At 36.7% G+C, this 15,921-nt stretch carries 15 protein-coding genes; 10 read left to right on the top strand and 5 right to left on the bottom strand.

The genetic code is table 11. The annotated features are described in order from the left end of the window. Positions 1-54 precede the first annotated feature (54 nt). Together F0362_RS19040 and F0362_RS19035 are read right to left on the bottom strand one after the other, a co-directional pair. Positions 55-309, bottom strand: a complete 255-nt coding sequence (locus tag F0362_RS19040; RefSeq protein ID WP_001003941.1) for a YbeF family protein — start codon at positions 307-309, stop codon at positions 55-57. Positions 310-474: 165 nt separating this feature from the next. Continuing rightward, complete coding sequence (locus F0362_RS19035; RefSeq protein WP_000537882.1) at positions 475-1,860, bottom strand: hypothetical protein; 1,386 nt, start codon at positions 1,858-1,860, stop codon at positions 475-477. A gap of 296 nt (positions 1,861-2,156) precedes the next feature. On the opposite strand from F0362_RS19035, the gene F0362_RS19030 reads away from it, so the two are divergent. Continuing rightward, positions 2,157-2,522: a YoqO family protein gene (locus F0362_RS19030; protein ID WP_044810435.1), complete on the top strand. Its 366-nt coding sequence runs from the start codon at positions 2,157-2,159 to the stop codon at positions 2,520-2,522. A gap of 16 nt (positions 2,523-2,538) precedes the next feature. Further along, complete coding sequence (locus tag F0362_RS19025) at positions 2,539-2,907, top strand: YoqO family protein (protein WP_001208472.1); 369 nt, start codon at positions 2,539-2,541, stop codon at positions 2,905-2,907. Between the two features lie 32 nt (positions 2,908-2,939). Here the strand turns inward: F0362_RS19025 and F0362_RS19020 are convergent, their stop codons facing one another. The 3 genes from F0362_RS19020 to F0362_RS19010 all read right to left on the bottom strand — a co-directional run bounded on the left by F0362_RS19020 (position 2,940) and on the right by F0362_RS19010 (position 6,659). Then, on the bottom strand, positions 2,940-3,464 hold the full coding sequence (locus F0362_RS19020) for a DinB family protein (RefSeq protein WP_001012024.1): 525 nt from the start codon (positions 3,462-3,464) through the stop codon (positions 2,940-2,942). An 84-nt stretch (positions 3,465-3,548) separates the two neighbouring features. Next, positions 3,549-4,619: a M24 family metallopeptidase gene (locus F0362_RS19015; protein WP_000172784.1), complete on the bottom strand. Its 1,071-nt coding sequence runs from the start codon at positions 4,617-4,619 to the stop codon at positions 3,549-3,551. Between the two features lie 330 nt (positions 4,620-4,949). Continuing rightward, positions 4,950-6,659 (bottom strand): Rqc2 family fibronectin-binding protein, encoded by a 1,710-nt coding sequence (locus F0362_RS19010; protein ID WP_000863272.1) that lies wholly within the window; start codon positions 6,657-6,659, stop codon positions 4,950-4,952. Between the two features lie 105 nt (positions 6,660-6,764). Here F0362_RS19010 and F0362_RS19005 point away from each other — a divergent pair, with 105 nt between their 5' ends. From F0362_RS19005 to def, 8 genes are all read left to right on the top strand, one after another. Beyond that, on the top strand, positions 6,765-9,488 hold the full coding sequence (locus F0362_RS19005) for a calcium-translocating P-type ATPase, SERCA-type (protein WP_001104768.1): 2,724 nt from the start codon (positions 6,765-6,767) through the stop codon (positions 9,486-9,488). A 99-nt stretch (positions 9,489-9,587) separates the two neighbouring features. Then, positions 9,588-10,463 carry a YicC/YloC family endoribonuclease gene (locus F0362_RS19000; protein ID WP_000625871.1) on the top strand — a complete coding sequence of 292 codons (876 nt, stop codon included), beginning with the start codon at positions 9,588-9,590 and terminating at the stop codon, positions 10,461-10,463. Between the two features lie 67 nt (positions 10,464-10,530). After that, the gene (gene remA / locus F0362_RS18995) at positions 10,531-10,794 is read left to right on the top strand and encodes an extracellular matrix/biofilm regulator RemA (protein WP_001251456.1); all 264 of its coding nucleotides are present in this window, start codon (positions 10,531-10,533) and stop codon (positions 10,792-10,794) included. A gap of 13 nt (positions 10,795-10,807) precedes the next feature. After that, positions 10,808-11,425: a guanylate kinase gene (gene gmk, locus F0362_RS18990; protein ID WP_001257739.1), complete on the top strand. Its 618-nt coding sequence runs from the start codon at positions 10,808-10,810 to the stop codon at positions 11,423-11,425. A gap of 2 nt (positions 11,426-11,427) precedes the next feature. Next, complete coding sequence (rpoZ, locus tag F0362_RS18985; RefSeq protein WP_000933967.1) at positions 11,428-11,640, top strand: DNA-directed RNA polymerase subunit omega; 213 nt, start codon at positions 11,428-11,430, stop codon at positions 11,638-11,640. Positions 11,641-11,811: 171 nt separating this feature from the next. Further along, complete coding sequence (coaBC, locus tag F0362_RS18980) at positions 11,812-13,017, top strand: bifunctional phosphopantothenoylcysteine decarboxylase/phosphopantothenate--cysteine ligase CoaBC (RefSeq protein ID WP_149889924.1); 1,206 nt, start codon at positions 11,812-11,814, stop codon at positions 13,015-13,017. Continuing rightward, positions 13,014-15,419 carry a primosomal protein N' gene (gene priA / locus F0362_RS18975; protein WP_000666740.1) on the top strand — a complete coding sequence of 802 codons (2,406 nt, stop codon included), beginning with the start codon at positions 13,014-13,016 and terminating at the stop codon, positions 15,417-15,419. The genes coaBC and priA overlap by 4 nt, the downstream gene beginning before the upstream one ends. Positions 15,420-15,430: 11 nt before the next feature. Then, a complete protein-coding gene (def, locus tag F0362_RS18970; protein ID WP_000279472.1) occupies positions 15,431-15,901 on the top strand; it encodes a peptide deformylase in 471 nt (156 codons plus the stop codon). Positions 15,902-15,921: the final 20 nt, after the last annotated feature.

The raw sequence follows: 15,921 nt of genomic DNA, 5'->3' as shown, positions 1-15,921 counted from the left end.
TTTTTATATAAATTCAAGCAAATTCCCATCAATATCAAAGCCCCTTACTACTAACTACTTAGTGCTTTCTACAAATTCATATCCTTTCACAAACAAGAGAGTCATATAAGAAACAATAAATGAGAAAATGCTATACATGCCAATCCAAAAGAAAAATTTTGGAGTAAAGGCGATGACACCTAGTATTAAAAAACTAGCAAACGTTACAATCGGCATTACGTAATATGTTTGCGTCTTGCGGGTTCCAATAACAGAAACGATAAAGATAAGTAATGGACAAATTAATAAGACGAAAATCAATTCATTCATAGTTATGTCCCCTTTTCGAATGGAAGTAATCTGTTTCTCGTAAACGTTTTGAAATAAATACTCTCCTAATATAACTTCGCTAACATATACATAATCCCTTTTGAAAGTCCGTAATAAATGATTGATTTCACAATAAAAAAGTAAGCAAGAGAACACCTGCTTACTTTATAGAATAAACATCGCAACGATTGTGGTGACAATTAAGCCAATTATAACTGGTAAAAAGTTTCGGCGTGCAAGTTCAAATGGATCTACTTTACAAATGGCAGCGGCAGGAATAAGCGCCCAAGGAATTAAAGTCCCGCCTCCGGTCCAGATTGCAGCAATTTGCCCAAGTGCTGTTAATGTAGCTATTCCATTCCCCAGTGCTGTGCCGAAAAGATTGGCAATCGAACCAGCAAGTGATATACCGGAAAAGCCAGATCCATCTAACCCTGTTATGACACCAACGATAGTTAGTGTTCCCGCTGATACATATTGGTTTAAAGGAACAGTTTGAGATAAGGCGATTCCTAAGTCGTTAATGATTCCGTGTGAACCTTTCGGTAAATAGTCCCCGATAATTTTTACAAATCCGCTATCCCCTAAATAAAAAAGTGCAGCAATTGGGATAACTGGACCAAAGATTTTAAATCCAAATTGGAGCCCTTCTATAAAATAATCGGTCGTTTTATTCAGGCCATTTCCTTTGTAGGCGATGAGAGCAATAATGATAATCATAATAACAGTCGTCCCGCCAATAAGTGCTGTTGCATCGCTTCCTTGTAGTTTAAATTGAATCATGCAAAGGATATCAATGATATATACGATAGGGATACATATGGCGAGCCATTTCTTTATGTGAGGAGATAATAAAATGATAGTTTTGGATGGTTCAGTTGCTGAAGAAGAGTCTTGCAACGATAAGCCTGTATGAAATTCTTTTCGTAAGAAGAAAAAAGCAACAGAAGTTGTAACAACGCCCATAACGATAACGAGGGGGACACTTGCGGATACGACGCTAGAAACTGGTAAACCAGCTGCATCCGCTGTTAATTTCGGGGCACCTTGAATAACGAAGTCGCCGGATAAAGCAATTCCGTGTCCAAATAAGTTCATAGCAATTGCAACCCCAATTGGTGGCAGGCCGACGCGTACAGCGACGGGTAATAAAATAGCCCCCATTAACGCGACAGCTGGGGAAGGCCAAAAGAAGAAAGAAATTGTCATCATTAAAAGGCCGATAATCCAGTAGGCAAGTGTAGGTGTACGAATCATCTTTGTAAATGGTAAAATCATCGTATCATTTATGCCAGTATGAACGAGTAGGTTACTCATCGATACGATAATGGAGATGATCAATATAGTTGGTAATAGTTCAGTTATGGCATAAATAAAACTTTGAAAAATACTGCTAACGGCAAGAGGGATAGAACTTGTAGCGGTTAATGCTAATAAAAGGATAAAAATGATACAAATGATCGTTGTATCTTTTCTAAAAATAAAAAAGGTAATAATAGTGAGTAAACAAAGAATATAGAGAGCATGTAAAAGCGTTAATTCAACTCCCACAACATTCACATCCTTTAGGCGTTCGTGTAGTTCATTGTATGAAAGCGGTGAATGTATGTGAGTATAGGGAAAAATAAAATTTCATGTACTGTAATGGTAAGGGTATAAAATGGATGTTACAATACAATTAATCCTAAAAATGGAACTGGAGGAGGGCGTATGCGCAAAAAAAGTTGGTTTTTGGGGATTTATCCCGCATTAACGGGCAGTAAGATTCCCACCTCAAAAGTTGGCGAATGCGAGGGAGTTAGGTAGGAAATCAACTGCCCGTAAAAGCCCGATTGGTTCAACTAATAATCCGTGGGGGACACCCCCACGGATTAAAGTTTCACTTTATCATTTCTTGTAGTCTATTAATCATTTTAGATCTATTTACAAACAATGAATGGATAAGTATTATGCCTGTTCTCGGGTTTGTGTTTTTGCTTTTATCTCGCTGGGATGACATGAAACAGCATAGTAAGAAAAGTATTGGAATTATGATAGATATCATTGTTGTTAGTTCATTTGTAGTAGGTTTTATTTTAATAGAAGGTCAGAAGCAAATGTCTATTTTTCAACAATGGATGTCGTCTGCGAAAGGTCTTTATTTTGTAATTGTAGTCGTTATTTTCCTAAGAGTCATGATAAGAATAGGGAGTTATATAGTAAAGAGCGAATAGAATGGGGGTAGTACGAATGAGAGAGAAAGTAGGGTATTATGGTGTGCTCGGTTGTTTAATAGTATCTATCATTTCAGCACAATTTTTAAAAAGTGAATGGACACCATTTATATTATGTATAGGCATATTCATTTTTGCTCCCTTGTACCGCTGGAAAGAGTGGAAAACGTATAGTCGGAAAAAGAAAATTATTTATAGCATTGAGTTTGTTATTATAATTAGTACAATTCCGTTCTTGCTAAAAAAAGGTTATGAACAAATGAATGACATAGCAATTTTTCAAGGGTGGTTACTTGTTGCAAAATGGTTATACTTACTATTCATTTTAATAGTGGTAACAGCTATTGCTAAAAAAGCAAACAGGAAAATATTTGTAAATGAATAAAAGAAAGTGCCACCGGATAAGGTGGCACTTTCTTATTTTACTGAATGAGCTTTTTGCATCTTTTTTATTAAACGAATTTGTCCACGATGGTTAATTTCATCTTCAAATACGTGGAACCATTTAAAGTAGTTATTTGCTGGTTTGTCATGCCAAAAGTCTGTCGTTTTAAATAACCATTCCTCGGGTAAGGATTGAAAAGTTTCAATTGTTTTAGAGCGTACTTCTTGTAATGTATGGATGTAAAATTCGATGGAGTTTCCTTTTATTTTTTCTCGTCCAATAGCCCCTAACTCTACAGCAGGTAACCAACGTTCTAATTCGGCATCTGTCGGTTCACGATCCTCAAAGGTATGAATTTGGTAATAAAATTCAATAGCAGCCATGTGATATAATAGCATGCCAATTGAATTTGCTTCTTCGTCATATAAATAATCAAGTTCATCAATTGTTAAACCTTCCACTGCTTGCATCGTTGTGTAACGGGCGTAATTCATCATGGAAACAAGTTTTGAAAATTCAAGCTGTAAACCATCTATCTTATCGATTACAAAATTCAATTTAAATTCCCCCTCTTTAAACGAATACTCCAGAGAAGGAATTCTATGTGTAGAGAAAAACTCCTTTTAAAAAGGGCCATGATTTTAACAAGGGATAACAATTAGTTCTCTATTTGATTTTGTAATAACTTCATAGCCTTCTTTTGTAATGACGATATCGTCTTCAATTCTACAACCGCCCCAGTTTGGTATGTAAATGCCCGGCTCAACTGTAACAACCATACCTTCTTGTAAAGTTGCCTTACTTTCTTGGGATAGGCGAAGCGGTTCATGTATTTCTAACCCAAGACCGTGCCCGGTAGAGTGGCCAAAGTATTGACCGTATCCATGTTCTGTAATGTAATCTCTCGTTACATCATCGATACTTTTCGCAGTTTCTCCAGGCTTAATTGCTTCAGTTCCACGTTTTAATGCTTCTCGTACAACATTGTATATTTTTTTGAATTCTTCTGACGGTTCTCCGATCGCTACAGTACGTGTTATATCGGAACAATATCCGTCGTAAAGTGCACCGAAGTCTAATGTAACGATATCGCCTCGTTCGATTATTTTATTTGATGCAACGCCATGAGGAAGAGAAGAACGAACGCCAGAAGCTACAATGATTTGGAATGATGAAGATGTAGCTCCTCTTTTTCGCATGAAAAATTCTAACTCATCTCGTACATCAGTTTCACTTATTCCTGGTTTTAGAAAGGTAAGGATGTGGTGAAATGCTTCGTCAGCAATAGTAGCTGCAATTTTCATTGTTTCTATTTCAGGCGTGTCTTTAATAATACGAATATTTTCGATGATTTCGCACACTTGAATCATTTCCGCATGTACGTATTTTTGTAAGTTTTTATATTGTTGCAATGTCATGTTATTTTCTTCAATTCCAAGTTTTTGAATGTTTAATCTGGATACTTGATTGGCAACTTCTTCTTCCAAATTCCCTTTATGCATAATGATTTCCGCGTCTTTTATTTGTACTTTGGCTTGATCTACATAGCGAAAATCAGTTATGAAAACAGCTTGATCTGCAGAGAGTAAGACGACACCAGCACTACCTGTAAAGCCTGTTGCATATTGGCGATTTTCTTTTTTTGTAATAAGTAATCCGTCAAGTCCATAATGATGTAGTTGATTTTGGATTTTATCAATTTTTAAAGTCATGTTAATTCCTCCTTTTCACAGTATTGAATAAAGCAAATAGCGTGCCAAAATATATATTAGGGAAAATAAACGATTATCCAGCTATTTTGTGGGAGGCGTGCCGTTAATAAAATTCAGATTGCAATTAGTAGGGGATAAAAACATTGACTTGAGTTGAACTTTATATACATACTGTAAAAAAATTTATACAAATGCGTAATGACACTGTCAATCTTTTTGACAATATATAAAATGACAAAAGAAAGATAGTGTGAATTAGTTAATGGATATAGGAACGAATGTGAATGAATATAAAAAATGCGTTGCTATCTAGCAACGCATTTTTTATATTTACGCTTTTAATTTCATTACGATGTCAGCATCTGGTGTTACATATACTGTTTGTTGGTTATCGTACGTAACGAATCCAAGCTTTGCACCACTCGGTTTTTTCACATGGCGTATTTTTGTAAAATCAACAGGTACAGAGCTAGACTCTTTTGCTTTACTGTAATAAGCGGCAATTTTTGCAGCTTCTAGTAAAGTTTCTTCAGCAGGTTCTAAAGAACGAATGACAACGTGAGAACCAGGTATGTCTTTCGTATGTAACCAAATTTCATCCCGACGGGCAAATTTCGTTGTTAAATAATCATTTTGCTTATTGTTTTTACCAACGAAAATCTCTGTACCGTCACTAGCTACATATTTATCTAATACTGGTTTTGTAGGCTTTTTCTTTGCATTTTTCGTCTTACGATTACGCACATATCCTTCTTCGGCTAATTCCTCACGAATTTCTTCAATATCTTTTGAAGAAGCAGCTTCCATTTGTTGAAGTAAGCTATCAAAATAAAGAATTTCTTCATTGGTTTTTTCGATTTGTTCTTCTACCACAACAACTGATTTTTTTGCTTTTTGGTATTTTTGGAAATAGCGTTGTGCATTGTCAGACGGTGTTTTTAAAGGATCTAATGTGATTTTTACAGTACCGCCATTTTCATCGTAATAATTAACGACCTCAATATCTTTATCGCCTTTTTTCAAAGCGTACATATTGGCTGTAAGTAGCTCTCCAAATAGTTGATATTTATCTGCTTTTCCAGCATCTTGTAATGTTTTTTCAAGTTTAATAAGTTTTTTCTCATTTTTGTTTTTTTCGTTTTGCATAAAGCGTTCTAAATCATGAGCTTGTTGTTTTACACGGTCTCGCTCCGCTTTTCCGAAAAAGAAACGGTCTAACAATTCACTAACAGATGAGAATGTTTTTTCTTCTCCTTGCAAGTGTGTAAGAGGGAAAAGATAAAAGAATTCTTTTCCGTTTGCAGTAATCATTGTTGGTGAATATGCATGAGTTAGTAATGGTTTTTGTATGGAGAAAAACGCTTCAGATAATGCTTTTTCATTTGCCATACCTGCTTTTTTTACAACTTCTTTTGCGAATAATGGGGAAATTCCCATAAATGCTCCGACAAGTTGTTTGTCCATGTTTCCGGATAAAAAGTCTAGCGGTCTAATAAAATCAGCTGCTGTTTCGATAAGAAGCGGATTAACCTTATGTTGTGCTGGAGGGGCAACATATTCAGCTCCAGCATATACAGTACGATGGCGGTTTACCGCTAAAGATATGTGTTTTAAGCTATCTAAAATAACATTTGTTTTCGTATCTACTAAGATAATGTTACTGTGTCGTCCCATTATTTCGATTACTAATGTTTTTAATGATTCGTCTCCGATTTCATTCCGACTGCGAACTGTAATTTGAATAATACGTTCTAAGTCAATTTGTTCAATTTTTTCAATAAATCCGCCTTCTAAATGTTTACGAAGAAGCATACAAAACATCGGCGGTATTGCTGGTGAATCGTAGTTTTGATTCGTTAAGTGCATACGCGCATATGTAGGGTGAGACGAAAGAATTAGTTTTTGGTTCTTTCCGTTTGCTCGAATATGTAATAAAATCTCGTATTTTGAAGGTTGATATATTTTGGAAATTCTTCCTGTGTAAAGAGAATTTGCAATTTCATGTGTAATTGCTCTTGTAAATAATCCATCGAATGCCATAAATGAACACTCCTTTCTAACTAAAAGTTAATTATAGCATTTTTTTGGACGAGGCTGAATAAGCTTTCAATAGAGTATGTCTGGAATCAGGAGGTCGATGGCAGGATGAACTGGTATGGAATGCGGGCACATGAAGTGGAAGAAAGAACGAATACGAATGTAAAGGTTGGACTTACAGAGAAAGAAGCAGAAGGGCGAATTAAGAAATTTGGTACAAATGAATTAGAAGAAGCAAAAAGGCCTTCTGCACTAATGGTATTTTTAGCACAATTTAAAGATTTTATGGTACTTGTTTTATTTGGAGCAACAATTGTTTCTGCATTTTTAGGTGAATATATTGATTCTATAGCTATTGTTGCCATTGTCATTATCAATGGTATTCTAGGTTTTTTTCAAGAAAGAAAGGCTGAAAAATCATTGGAAGCTTTAAAAGAACTAGCCGCCCCGCAAGTTACGGTAATGAGGAATGGAAAGTGGGTAAAGGCACCATCTAAAGCACTTGTTTTAGGTGATGTTATTAAATTTTCCAGTGGTGATCGTATTGGGGCTGACGTCCGTCTCGTTGAGGCATCGAGTTTATATATCGAAGAGTCTGCCCTGACAGGAGAGTCAGTACCTGTACAAAAGAAGATAGAAGCATTGCAAGGGCAAGATGTTTCAATTGGTGATCAAAAAAATATGGCTTTTATGGGTACGATGATTACGCGAGGATCTGGAACAGGAGTCGTTGTAGCGACTGGTATGAATACCGCAATGGGCCAAATTGCAAATATGTTGCAAAATGCAGAGCAAATGGAAACACCACTGCAAAGAAGATTAGAGCAACTCGGGAAAATATTAATTATTGTAGCTCTTATTTTGACAGCACTCGTTGTATTAGCAGGTGTGTATCAAGGGAATGAAGTATACCATATGTTTTTAGCAGGTGTATCCTTAGCTGTTGCTGCTATTCCAGAAGGATTGCCCGCAATCGTTACAGTAGCTTTATCACTTGGTGTACAGCGTATGATAAAAAAGAGAGCAATTGTAAGAAAGTTACCAGCTGTAGAAACATTAGGTTGTGCTTCTGTAATTTGTTCTGATAAAACAGGAACAATGACACAAAACAAAATGATGGTAACACATATGTGGTCAGGTGGAGAGTTGTGGAAAGTGACTGGTCAAGGATATGAACCTAATGGATCTTTTATGAAAGGTGAAATAGAAGTTAATCCAGCTAAGACAAAAGCGCTTTATCAGCTACTTACATTCGGTTCACTATGTAACAATGCAAATATTATTCAAAAGAAAAAGGCGTATGTATTAGATGGGGATCCAACAGAGGGAGCACTTGTAGCTGCAGCAATGAAAGCGGGAATAACACGTGATGCACTGAAAGGGAAGTTCGAGATTATTCGTGAGTTCCCATTTGATTCGACTCGAAAGATGATGAGTGTTATTGTCCGTGATCGAGATGGGAAAAAGTTTGTTGTTACGAAAGGAGCTCCAGACGTCCTCCTGCAAATGAGCCAAACAATCTTATGGGGTGATAAGCAGCAACCGATGAGTGAGTTATATAGAAAAGAAGTACAGGCGGCTATTCATAGTTTAGGTAGCCAAGCGCTTCGAACAATTGCGGTTGCATTTAAGCCATTAAAAGTAACAGATTCCACTGAACATGAGAGAGATGTTGAAAAAGATTTTATGTTAATCGGGATACAAGGTATGATCGATCCGCCAAGACCAGAGGTAGCGCAGGCGGTAAAAGAGTGTAAAGAAGCTGGTATTCGAACAGTGATGATTACAGGAGATCATAAAGTAACAGCGATGGCGATTGCGGAACAATTAGGGGTTTTACCACCAGGAGGTCGTGTGGTGGAAGGTGTTGAGCTAGCAAATATGGATATAGAGGAACTAGAAAATGTTGTAGAAGATACTTACGTATTTGCTCGTGTATCACCAGAACATAAATTAAAAATTGTTAAATCATTGCAAAATAAAGGGCATATAGTAGCGATGACAGGAGATGGAGTAAACGATGCACCAGCTATAAAAACAGCGGATATTGGGATAGCGATGGGTATTACAGGAACAGACGTTGCGAAAGAAGCTTCTTCGCTTGTATTGTTAGATGATAACTTTGCGACGATTAAATCAGCGATTAAAGAAGGTAGAAACATATACGAAAATATTCGAAAGTTTATTCGATATTTGTTAGCATCAAACGTCGGCGAAATTTTAGTTATGTTATTTGCGATGTTACTGGCACTGCCATTGCCGATGGTTCCAATTCAAATATTATGGGTGAACTTAGTTACCGACGGTTTACCAGCGATGGCATTAGGTTTGGATAAGGCGGAAGGAGATGTGATGAAGAGAACGCCGCGGCATCCGAAAGAGGGAGTATTCGCCAGAGGGCTTGCCTGGAAAATTATAAGTCGAGGGTTCCTCATTGGAGCAGTGACGTTAGTAGCGTTTATTATCGCATATAATCAACATCCGAATGAACTGAAATATGCACAGACAGTAGCATTTGCGACTTTGGTACTTGCGCAACTTATTCATGTGTTTGATTGCCGAAGTGAACATTCTGTCTTTCATCGCAATCCATTTGGGAACGTGTATTTAGTAGGGGCTGTTATCATTTCATTGTTGTTAATGCTCGTTGTTATTTATTATCCACCGTTACAACCAATTTTTAGTACAATGCCAATACAAGCAAGAGATTGGTTGTTAATTGGAGGTTTGTCATCAATTCCGACTTTCTTATTAGTAGGTTCTTTATTAACAAGGAAAAAAGGTAAGGAGAAAAAGCCACTTTTATATAAGAAGGGATTAAACTTGAAATAGTCAATGATATGAAAATGTGATATAATTTACAGAAGGTAGTAGAGCCTTGTCTCTATTACCTTTTTCATTGAGTTATTTCATGGCTTGGATGTGATAAAAATGATTTCTAGTATGACAGGGTTTGGAAGGTCGAAAGTAGAAAGTGATACTTTTCAGATTACAGTAGAAATGAAATCGGTGAACCACCGTTTTCTTGAGATGAGTATTCGACTTCCGAAGCAAATGATGGTATTTGAAGACAAAATTCGTAAAATAATCGCACAGCAAGTTCGACGTGGGCGCATTGAAGTGTCTATTAGTATAACGGGTGAAGGGCTTGTTGAAAGAAAATTAAGTGTGAATTGGTCGCTTCTCAAGCAGTACCAATCGATGATGGAAGATATAAAAGGAAAATTTCAATTGCAAGATTCTATTACACTTGGGCAATTAATGGCAATGCCAGAAGTAACGGCAATTGAAGAAATAGAAAACGTAAATGAACAATTTGAGAATAGTTTATATGAGGCTGTTCGCCAAGCTGCTCAAATGTTGAAAACGATGAGAGATGGCGAAGGAGAACGATTACATAAAGATATGGCGTATCGTTTACAAGAGATTCACAATTGTGTAAATGCAATTATTCCACATGCACCGATTGTTACACAAAAATATCGTGAACGATTAGAAAATCGCTTAAAGGAATTACATAATCAAGATCTAGACGAACAAAGATTGCTAACAGAAGTCGCGATGTTTGCAGAGCGTTGTGATATTCATGAAGAGTTAGTTCGTTTACAAAGTCATTTAGAACAATTTCGTGAAACACTGCAGATTGAAGAGCCTGTTGGAAGAAAAATGGACTTCATCGTGCAAGAGATGCATCGAGAAATTAATACGATTGGTTCGAAGGCAAATGACTTAACAATTTCAAAATATGTTGTAGAAATGAAAAATAACCTTGAAAAAATTCGTGAACAAGTACAAAATATTGAGTAGCTTTCAAAAAATATATAAAGTTATACGTGGTGGAGAAATCGGATAGACTTACTAGGAGGCGCAAACTATGGCCATGCGGTTTTTAAATATTGGATACGGAAATATTGTATCTGCTCATCGAATTATTGCTATTGTAAGTCCGGAGTCAGCTCCTATTAAACGAACAGTACAGGAAGCACGTGAACATAATGCTTTACTAGATGCTACGTATGGGAGAAAAACAAGGGCGGTTATTGTTATGGATGATGGGCATGTTGTATTAAGTCCAATTCAGCCAGAGACGATTGCACATCGTTTGAATAATAAAGAAGATTTAAGTGAGGAAGGGTAGGTTTTACATATTTATGAGAAGTAGAAGAGGATTGCTCATCGTTCTTTCAGGACCTTCTGGGGTTGGTAAAGGAACGGTTCGAAAAGAGCTGTTTAGCCATGAGGATACACGTTTTCAATACTCTATTTCAGTAACGACACGTAAGCCGCGTGAAGGTGAAGTAGATGGTGTGGATTATTTCTTTAAAGAGAGAGAAGAATTTGAGGAAATGATTCGTAATGAAAAATTACTTGAGTGGGCTGAGTTCGTAGGTAATTATTACGGAACACCGATTGACTATGTTGAAAAAACATTACAAGAAGGAAAAGATGTATTCTTAGAAATTGAAGTGCAAGGAGCAATTCAAGTTAAGAAAGCTTTCCCAGAAGGTGTATTTATTTTCTTAGCACCCCCAAGTTTATCTGAGCTAAAAAACCGAATTGTCGGCCGTGGTACAGAAACTGAAGATGTTATTGAAAATCGCTTAACTGTAGCGAAAGAAGAAATCGAAATGATGGACGCTTACGACTATGTTGTAGAAAATGATCAAGTTGAATTAGCTTGTGATAGAATTAAAGCAATTGTGGTTGGTGAACATTGCCGCCGCGAAAGAGTAGCAAAATATTATAAAGAAATGACGGAGGGTCTATAATTATGTTAAATCCATCAATTGATTCATTACTAACAAAAATCGATTCTAAATATACACTTGTAACAGTAGCTGCAAAGCGTGCACGTGAAATGCAACTTGCTAACAACTGTGTTATTGAACAACCTGTTTCTCATAAATGTGTAGGTAAAGCATTAGAAGAAATCGATGTAGAAGTGTTAAAATATGTACCAAGCGAAGGCAAAATAATTGATTAAGATATTATTTTCGACAAATTAAAACATAGACTTTATAATTTTCTATGTAACGGTAACAACCTATTTACAAGTAGGTTGTTATTTTTTTACGATAGGATGAAATATTGGTACTGAAGAGCTGAGAAACCTGTTTCAGTATTATAAGTTTGAAAAAGAAAGAGGACGAGCCATATGCTAAAAGGGAAAAAGATACTCCTATGTGTAACAGGAGGCATTGCGGTCTTTAAAGCGGCTGCGTTAACTAGTAAATTGACACAAGCTGGTGCTATTGTAAAGGTGATCATGAGTGAGTCGGCAATAAAGTTTGTTACGCCTCTTACATTCCAAGCACTTTCTCGTCATGATGTATATACAGATACATTCGATGAGAAAGACTCAGCTGTTATTGCTCATATCGATTTAGCAGATTGGGCAGATGTAGTACTTGTTGCACCTGCTACAGCCAATTGTATCGGGAAGTTAGCTGGTGGTATTGCGGATGATATGATTACAACTACTTTGTTAGCTACTACAGCTCCAGTATGGATTGCACCTGCTATGAATGTGCATATGTACGAAAATAAAATTGTTCAAAAAAATATGATGAAGTTAAAAACGTTAGGATATACATTTATTGAGCCTGGGGAAGGCTTTTTAGCGTGTGGTTATGTAGCGAAGGGAAGACTAGAGGAACCTGAAGCAATTATTGCGCGGTTAGAAGAAGCATTCACGGAACAAAAACCACTACAAGGTAAGAAAATGTTAATAACTGCTGGCCCGACGCGTGAAAAGATTGATCCAGTTCGTTTTATGACGAATTTTTCTTCTGGAAAAATGGGGTATGCGATTGCAGAAGTAGCAGCGAACTTAGGGGCTGATGTCATACTTGTTTCGGGGCCGACGGCATTAAATCCGCCACTACATGTAACAACGATACAAGTGGATTCAGCGCAGGGTATGTTAGAAGCAGTCCTTCAACATTATCAAAATGTAGATGTTGTCATCAAAACAGCAGCTGTTGCAGATTATCGCCCGAAATATGTTCATGATAATAAAATGAAAAAGCAGAATGGTGATGCTGTAATTGAATTAGAGAGAACGGTAGATATTTTAAAAACGCTAGGTGAGAAGAAGGGTAAACAGTTACTTATCGGTTTTGCTGCTGAAACGACAAACGTAGAGGAATACGCAACGAAAAAGTTACGTGAGAAAAATGCGAATATGATTGTTGCGAATGATGTAAAAGCGCAAGGAGCTGGATTTGGCACAGATACGAACATTGTAACAATGTATAGAAAAGATGGAAAAGTTATTGAGTTGCCACTTTTAACAAAGAAAGAGGTAGCTCGCGAAATATTAAAGCAAATTGAAATGATGTTAGAAGATGATCGTTTATGAAATTTGCAAGTGTAATTGTTGATGTACCTGCCCGTCAGACAGATAGACCGTTTGATTACATTATCCCTAGAAAATGGGAAGATATTGTACAGACAGGAATGCGTGTAGTAGTTCCATTTGGTCCAAGAAAATTGCAAGGTTTTATTATTGAGATTAAAGATTCGGTTGACGTGGAAAGTAAGAAATTAAAGACAATCCATGAAATATTAGATGTAACACCGGTTTTAAATGATGAATTATTAAAGCTTGGATATTGGCTTACAAGTGAAACGTTATGTTATATGATTTCAGCATTTCAAGTCATGCTTCCGACAGCGATAAAAGCAACGTATAAAAAGCGTCTACAACTTCGTAAACAAGAAGAAGTAGCACCTGCAATACTGTATTTATTTCAGGATAAGGAAGCAATCGATTGGGAAGTTATTGAGGCGCAGCCACATTTATACCGCGCTATTCAACAAGAAATTAAAAATGGTACGATGGAAGTCGTATATCAAGTGAAAGATAAAGTGCAGAAGAAGAAACAAAGAGTCGTTCAGCCAGAGTTGCCGGAAGATAAATTAGAATTAGCTGCATTTGAATTGAAAAGTAAAAAACAACAAGATGTACTCTATTATTTTGTGGAAAATTATAAAAGTGTACCGTTGAAATTGTTAACAGAAGAGCTACAAATAACAGATGCTCCAATAAAATCACTTGTTAAAAAGGGGCTAATCTCAGAAAAATATGTGGAAGTATACCGGAATCCGTATGACGATGATGATTTTGAACAAACGAAACCATTTCCACTTACAGAGGAACAAAAGCAAGTTATTACACCTATTTTATCATCAATTACAAATGAAACTTACAATCCATTTTTACTATATGGTGTTACAGGAAGCGGAAAGACAGAAGTATATTTACAATCTATAGCAGCGGTGCTGAAGAAGGAAAAAGAAGCTATTGTACTCGTTCCTGAAATTGCGCTAACGCCTCAAATGGTAGATCGTTTTAAAGGTAGATTTGGCTCGCAAGTAGCGGTTCTTCATAGTGCACTGTCTGTTGGTGAAAAATATGATGAATGGCGTAAAATTTTAAGAAAAGAAGTGAAAGTGGTAGTTGGTGCCCGTTCAGCTATTTTTGCTCCTTTTGAAAATTTAGGGATTATTATTATTGATGAAGAGCATGAATCGAGTTATAAGCAAGAAGATAACCCGAAGTATCATGCAAGAGATGTAGCGGTGTGGAGAGGGCAATATCATAAATGTCCAATCGTTCTTGGAAGTGCAACGCCTACACTTGAATCATTTGCAAGAGCGACAAAAGGTGTTTATGAACTATTAACGATGGAAAAACGTATGAACGAACAAGCTTTACCAACAGTAGAAATTGTTGACATGCGTGAAGAACTTCGCGACGGGAATCGATCAATGTTTTCGAAGGCGTTGCATGAAAAAATAGCAGATCGACTAGAAAAGAAAGAACAAATGGTTCTCTTTTTAAATAGGAGAGGTCATTCAACATTTGTGATGTGTCGTGATTGCGGGTATGTTGTACAATGTCCACATTGTGATATTTCGCTGACGTATCATAAAATGAACCATCGTTTAAAATGTCATTATTGCAGTTATGAGGAGAATATGCCAACTGCGTGTCCAGCTTGTCAAAGTACATATATTCGTTTCTTTGGTACAGGCACACAAAAAGTAGAAGAAGAAATTACAAAACTATTTCCAGAAGCGCGAGTCATTCGAATGGACGTAGATACGACAAGTCGCAAAGGAATGCATGAGAAGTTATTAAAGGCATTTGGTGAAGAGAAAGCAGATATATTACTCGGGACACAAATGATCGCCAAAGGACTTGATTTTCCGAAAGTAACGCTCGTTGGTGTTTTAACTGCAGATACGATGCTTCACTTACCTGATTTTCGGGCGAGTGAAAAAACATATCAATTATTGACGCAAGTAAGTGGACGGGCAGGTAGACATGAATTGCCAGGGGAAGTTGTAATTCAAACGTATACGCCAGAACATTATAGTATAGAGTTAGCAAAGAACCAGCAATATGATGTGTTTTTTGACCAAGAAATGCAAATGAGACGAACAAGACAATATCCACCTTATTACTATGTTGTACTTGTAACGGTATCTCATCCAGAATTATTAAAGGCAGTGCAAGTGACGGAAAAAATTGTCGGTCATTTACGAATGCATTGTTCGCAGCAAACGATGGTGTTAGGGCCAGTTGCTTCAGCAATTCCAAGGATAAAAGATAGATATCGTTACCAATGCATGATAAAATACAAACGGGAACCAAACTTAAAGAACGTGCTCAAAATGGTAAATGAACATTATCAAGCAGAAATGCAAAAAGAGCTACAAATCTCAATTGATTTTAATCCAACAATGTTAATGTAGCGGAGGGAAATATGGCAGTTTTAGAAATAGTAAAGCATCCAAATGAAGTGTTAGAAACACCATGTGAAAGAGTAATTAACTTTGATAAAAAGTTAGTGAAATTGTTGAAAGATATGCATGAAACAATGTTAATGGCGGACGGAGTCGGTTTAGCTGCACCTCAAGTAGGGGTAAGCTTGCAAGTAGCAGTTGTTGATGTCGATGATGATACTGGGAAAATCGAGTTAATCAATCCATCAATATTAGAAAAACGTGGTGAACAAGTAGGTCCCGAAGGCTGTTTAAGCTTCCCGGGACTTTATGGTGAAGTGGAACGTGCAGATTATATTAAAGTAAGAGCACAGAATCGCCGAGGTAAAGTGTTTTTATTAGAAGCGGAAGGATTTTTAGCGCGTGCAATTCAACATGAAATCGATCATTTACACGGTGTTCTATTTACATCGAAAGTGACAAGATATTATGAAGAAAACGAATTAGAATAGGTGTTAAAAGGAGCGGTTTT

It is taken from the genome of Bacillus sp. BS98 (assembly GCF_008432245.1).
Classification (GTDB): domain Bacteria; phylum Bacillota; class Bacilli; order Bacillales; family Bacillaceae_G; genus Bacillus_A; species Bacillus_A toyonensis.
Note: the sequence above shows the minus strand (reverse complement) of the source record. Positions and strands in the feature narration are given on the sequence as shown.